Below are 5,377 nucleotides of genomic sequence, written 5' to 3' on the forward strand. Positions count from 1 at the left end.
CCTTGCCTCCTTCCATGATGTCGTTGCCATAATCGCCTTTGATCACATCGTCGCCGCTGCCTCCGAGGATGGTGTCGTTGCCGTACCATCCCTGGAGGTCGTCGTCACCATCTCCACCGTCTATCTTGTCGTCCTGGTAGCCGCTATCGATCCTGTCATTGCCACGTCCTCCGAAAAGGGTGTCGTTCTGATAACCGCCGCCGATCGTGTCGTCTCCATCACCGCCACTGATCCAGTCGTTGCCGTATCCGCCTTCAAGGCCATCGTCACCGCCGCGCCCATAGATGACATCGTTACCCCATCCGCCCCAGATCTGGTCGTCAAGATTGCCACCGTTGAATCGGTCGTCGCCATAGCCGCCATCGAGCTTGATTCTCTCGAACCCGGAGAAGACGAAATCCATTGAGGTCGTGCCGGCTGCGAGATCGAATTGAGTTGCAAAGAAACCGCTACCGACGATGAGAAGGTCGATGCCGTCGCCACCATGCACGGTCGATCCGGAGGCGGTTTCGACCGTATCGTTTCCACTGCCCGCATCGACGGTCGAGCGGCCGGATTGCGTATATATGTAATCGTTGCCGGCGTCGCCGTAGATCGTATCGCTGTCAAAGCCGGATGTGGAGCCGAGGATATCGTCGCCATCGCCGCCGTGGATGATATCGTTGCCGTTTCCACCGTCGACGCTGTCGTTGCCGCCGCCGGCGAAAATCGTGTCGTCACCCCGTCCGGTCTGGATGCTGTCGCCCTTGTAGCCGTCAGATCCCAAAGCGTCGCCGTCGCCTCCGCGGACGAAATCGTTGCCGGTCCCCGTCGTAACCGAAACGATCTCGAAATTCGCAGCGGTCCCGCCAAACGGCAGGAGGCCCTTCGCGATGTCGAGATCGATGTTTTCCGAAGAGCCGCCATAGCTGAGGCTTACAAGGTCCGTGCCGGTTCCGCCGTCCAGATGCTCGGGAACCCAATCCAGGTTCTTCCATGAACTCGCATAAACGGTATCGTTCCCGGCGCCACCTCGGATGGCATCGGCGCCGCCGAGACCGGTCAGGATGTTGTCGCCGTCATTGCCGATTATCAGATCGTCATGCTCGGAGCCGGTGACGTTCTCGATCCCGGTCAGGGTGTCCCCCTTCGCATCGCCACTCCGCTGTTCGTCAGCGCTGCGGAGATCGATTCGGACCCCGGCTGGAGAGGCGTCATAGGTGGCGGTGTCGATCCCATCGCCCCCGAGCAGCAGGTCGGCTCCGGCGCCTCCCGCCAATTGGTCGTCCGATGCGCCGCCCATGAGAACGTCATCTCCAGAGCCGCCGTCGAGATAGTCGTTTCCGCTCTCGCCAATCAGGCTGTCATCGCCCTCGCCGCCGCCTAGGGTATCGTTTCCGCTGCCGCCCATGAGGGTATCGTCGCCCGAACCTCCATCGAGATCGTCATATCCGGTTCCGCCATCCAGCGAGTCGTTACCCGAACCACCGAGGAGCGTGTCGTTACCACCGCGTCCGATAAGGATGTCGTTACCGGCATCGCCGTCAAGCGTGTCACGTCTGCCAGTTCCGATCAGGATATCGCCCATCATCGCCGAGAGTGCCGTGAATGATTTTGATATACTCATTGTACTTTTCCAATAAAACGACAGCGATAGGTCCGGGTGAAAGACTCTACCGGCGTGGTAAAAACATCATTAAACGTTACGAGTATCCAAATTTTGTTTCAGACATGGGCAGTTTCTTAATTTTTACTTTGATATCCTTGGCAAACTACTGCTAACCCGAGGGCATGGGCGGTCTGTTGCGCTGCTTCGGATCTTGCCTTCGCGCCGTGGAGATACAGTGCGGTCTTCTACCGGCTCGCCTCAAACGGCGGCGAACATTCCGGCTGTTTCGGAGAGGGTTTCTCCGCTGACGTCGGGTGCCCGCATGAAAGGGGGAAAGGGTCTGCCACGGCTGACATAGCCGGCAGCCAGTCCGGCGGCCTTGGCTCCATGGATGTCCCAGGGGTGGCAGGCGATCAGCGCCAGTTCACCAGGCTCGACTTTCATCTGCCGCGCCGCGTAGGCATAAACCTCCTTCCGGGGTTTCGACAAGCCGACATCTTCGACCGAAATGACGAGTTCCACCTGACTTCGCAGCCCTGCTTGTTCCAGCAGGGCGGTGGTGGACGCCACCGCCCCATTGCTGAGGGCGCAGATGCGGATCCCGGCCTTCGTCAGGGTGTCGAAGGAATCCTGGGCGTCAGGATGAGGTGACAACCGCTTCATTCCGTCAAGAACGTCCGATCTTTGTGCCGCAGTGGCGGTTCGGCCATGTTGGGCCAGAACCTGCTCCAGCACGGCATCCTGAACGTCCCGGAAAGGTTGAAAGTCGCCGACCGCAGCCAATGCGAAAGCGTCACGCAAACTCTCGGCGAACCACAGCTCCAATGTGCTTGGCGGCAGTCCGAGAGCAGTCAGGTCCGCGCGCAACGGCTCAAGCGAAAAGACAGTTTCGATGATATCGAAGGCGACGACAGACGGAGACGAAGGCATGAACACACCGAATGCATTGTTACAAGGTGTCACCTCAACCGGCATGGCCCTGGTCGGTTCCGGACGGTAAACACCTCAGCTTCCGTCGCAACTTCGGTCGAGGGAGCGCAGGAAGGCGAAGTCGCAGCCTTCGTCGGCTTGCAGGATCTGCTCGTCGTAGAGGCGCTGGTAGCCGCGTGACGGAGGTCGCTTGGGCACGATGAGGGCGGTGCGGCGGCGCTCGAGTTCGGCGTCGTCCACCAGCAGCTCGAGCCGGCGTCCGGCGACGCTGAGGCGGATGCGGTCGCCGTTGCGGACGAGGGCCAGCGGGCCGCCGGACGCGGCGTCCGGCGTCACGTGCAGGACGATGGTGCCGTAGGCGGTGCCGCTCATCCGGGCGTCCGAGATCCGCACCATGTCCTTGACGCCGGCACGGGCCAGCTTTGACGGGATCGGCAGGTAGCCGGCCTCCGGCATGGCCGCCTCGCTGACCGGGCCGGCGTTCTGGAGGACGAGGAAGTCGTCGGCATCGACGTCCAGGTCCGGATCGTCGATCCGGGCCGCCAGATCCTCGAGGGAGGAGAAGACGACCGCGCGTCCCTCGCGCTCGAACAGGGCGGGGTCGGCGGCGGCGCGCTTCAGGATCGAGCCCTTGGGAGCCAGATTGCCGAACAGCGCCACCAGCCCGCCGGTTTCGCGGACCGGGTTCTCGACCGGATGGATGATCTCCCGGTCCACCCAGGGATGGGCGGCATCGATGCGCTCGCCGATGGTCTCCCCCGTTACCGTGACGCAGTCCAGGTGGAGGAGGGGGCGCAGCTCCCGCAGGACCGCCGGGATGCCGCCGGCCGCATGCAGATCCTCCATATAGCCGGCGCCGGTCGGCTTCAGATCGACCAGGACCGGCGTCGTCTCGCTCAGCTCGTTCATCCGGTCGAGATCGACCGAAAGACCCAGACGTCCCGCTATCGCCGCGAGGTGAATGATCGCGTTGGTCGAGCCGCCCAGGGCCAGCAGGACGCGGACCGCGTTCTCGACGGCTTCCGCCGTCATGATCCGGCTGGGACGGCGGTCGGAGCCGATCAGCGACACGGCGATCCGCCCGGTTTCCTCCGCCATGCGCAGCCTGTCGGCATCCACCGCCGGGATCGCGGCCGATCCCGCCGGCATCATGCCGAGCGCTTCCGCCAGCGACGCCATCGTGCTCGCCGTGCCCATCACGGCACAGGAACCGGCGGTGCTCGCCAGCCGGCGCTCCACCGAATCGATCTCCTCGTCGTCGACGCCGCCCGCGCGGTAGCGCGCCCAGAAGCGGCGGCAGTCGGTGCAGGCGCCCAGGCGCTCGCCCCGGTGGCGGCTGGTCGACATCGAGCCGCCGACGAGCTGGATCGCCGGGATGTCCGCCGAGGCCGCCCCCATCAGCTGGGCCGGCACCGTCTTGTCGCAGCCGCCGAGCAGCACGACCGAGTCCATCGGCTGGGCGCGGATCATCTCCTCGACGTCCATCGACATGAGATTTCGGAACTTGAGGCTGGTCGGGCTAAGGAAGACCTCGCCCAGCGAGATCGTCGGGAATTCGACCGGCAGGGCGCCGGCGGCCAGAACGCCGCGTTTCACCGCCTCGATCAGTTCCGGGAAATGGCGGTGGCAGTTGTTGAAGCCGCTGGCCGAATGGGCGATGCCCACGATGGGCCGGTCCAGCATCTCGCGGCTGTAACCCATGGAACTCGCGAAGGACCGCCTGAGATAAAGGCTGAAACCCCGGTCGCCGTAATTGGTGAGGCCCCGGCTGAAGCCGAGCCCCTTGTTCTTTTCTTCTTCTTCGTTCATCGCCCTGGTCCTCCCTTGCGGCCGTGCCGTCATGCCGTCGCAGGGCGGCAGCATAGCCTTTGGGGCGGATCAGGTGAACGGTACAAACCCCTCGGCCACGATTTCCCCGGCTTCCTGGACCTGCCAGCGGCCGCTCTCGTAGTTGATCATCAGGCTGCCGAGGCTTTCCGGCAGATGGTTCATCAGCCGCTTGCCGTGGTCCGTCAGCACTACGCCGGCCCAGGCGTAGACGAACCCCGCCGGATCTTCCGGGTCTTCCCGCACCCCCAGGAACTGATCGGCATGGGCCGCCAGCAGGCCGAGGATGCGGACCTCCGACGGACCCCGTCCGCGGTCTTCGGCTATCTTCTCCGCCAGTCCCTCCGGGTCCTGGGTATCCGGACTTTCGACTTCCATGTCGGTCATGCGTCGCTCCTGTTGCGGCTTCGGGCATGGTAACCCTATTTTGGAGCGGCTGAGAAACGATCAGTTCAGGACGCGAGGCCGGATTGCGCCACCCCGGTATGGCGCCGCTCAACGGCGATCAAAAAATGCCGTTCAAGAAATGACGGTCGGAAGAAAACGTCGTCAGTTGAAGACGTTGTGTATCACCTGCGATACCACGCTGGTCGCAATGCCGACCAGGACGAGTTCGGTGCCTATCCGTATCCAGTCATGGCCATCGACCGGCGGCAGCCTCAGCGAGAGCGGCTGGGGAACCCTCTGCTTCGCGATCCCGGGAGGCAGCGGCTTTCCTCGGGCCAGTTTCTTCTGGATACCAGGGGGCAGCGGCTTCGCTCCGACGTTCAGCTGCTGCGTCTGTCCGCCGAGCAGTGCCGATACCAGCGCTGCCGTCGCCCCGGCAGCCAGCACGCTGCGGGGATCGATGCCACGCTGGCCCGGCACATCGTGACCGCCCTTGTCATGTTTCCCATGCCCGCCTTTTTCGCCCGCCCACTCCGGCTTGCCGCCGCCCTTTTCCGCATGGGCCGGACCGGGAACGGCGGATAGGATCAGAGATTGCTGCACCATAATGCGTCTCAAGCCTCTTCTATGGATTGGTGGGGTTGT

At 63.5% G+C, this 5,377-nt stretch carries 5 protein-coding genes; all 5 read right to left on the bottom strand.

Annotated elements, in window-relative coordinates:
* On the bottom strand, positions 1-1,567 hold a 1,567-nt coding region (locus tag AC5JJ6_RS39935), incomplete at its 3' end, for a calcium-binding protein (RefSeq protein WP_496047371.1).
* A gap of 279 nt (positions 1,568-1,846) precedes the next feature.
* Positions 1,847-2,563, bottom strand: a complete 717-nt coding sequence (locus tag AC5JJ6_RS39940; RefSeq protein WP_496047372.1) for a haloacid dehalogenase type II — start codon at positions 2,561-2,563, stop codon at positions 1,847-1,849.
* A gap of 30 nt (positions 2,564-2,593) precedes the next feature.
* A complete protein-coding gene (locus AC5JJ6_RS39945) occupies positions 2,594-4,327 on the bottom strand; it encodes a dihydroxy-acid dehydratase (RefSeq protein WP_496047373.1) in 1,734 nt (577 codons plus the stop codon).
* A gap of 69 nt (positions 4,328-4,396) precedes the next feature.
* Complete coding sequence (locus AC5JJ6_RS39950; protein WP_496047374.1) at positions 4,397-4,732, bottom strand: hypothetical protein; 336 nt, start codon at positions 4,730-4,732, stop codon at positions 4,397-4,399.
* A 162-nt stretch (positions 4,733-4,894) separates the two neighbouring features.
* Positions 4,895-5,338 carry an anti-virulence regulator CigR family protein gene (locus AC5JJ6_RS39955; RefSeq protein WP_496047375.1) on the bottom strand — a complete coding sequence of 148 codons (444 nt, stop codon included), beginning with the start codon at positions 5,336-5,338 and terminating at the stop codon, positions 4,895-4,897.
* Positions 5,339-5,377: the final 39 nt, after the last annotated feature.

The sequence above is a fragment of the Skermanella sp. genome (genome assembly GCF_059503625.1).

What these genes read in the sequence shown, in the direction of transcription:
- AC5JJ6_RS39940 (WP_496047372.1), bottom strand. Translation starts at nt 2,563, where the DNA reads ATGCCGGTTGAGGTGACACCTTGTAACAATGCATTCGGTGTGTTCATG.
- AC5JJ6_RS39945 (WP_496047373.1), bottom strand. Translation starts at nt 4,327, where the DNA reads ATGAACGAAGAAGAAGAAAAGAACAAGGGGCTCGGCTTCAGCCGGGGC.
- AC5JJ6_RS39950 (WP_496047374.1), bottom strand. Translation starts at nt 4,732, where the DNA reads ATGACCGACATGGAAGTCGAAAGTCCGGATACCCAGGACCCGGAGGGA.
- AC5JJ6_RS39955 (WP_496047375.1), bottom strand. Translation starts at nt 5,338, where the DNA reads ATGGTGCAGCAATCTCTGATCCTATCCGCCGTTCCCGGTCCGGCCCAT.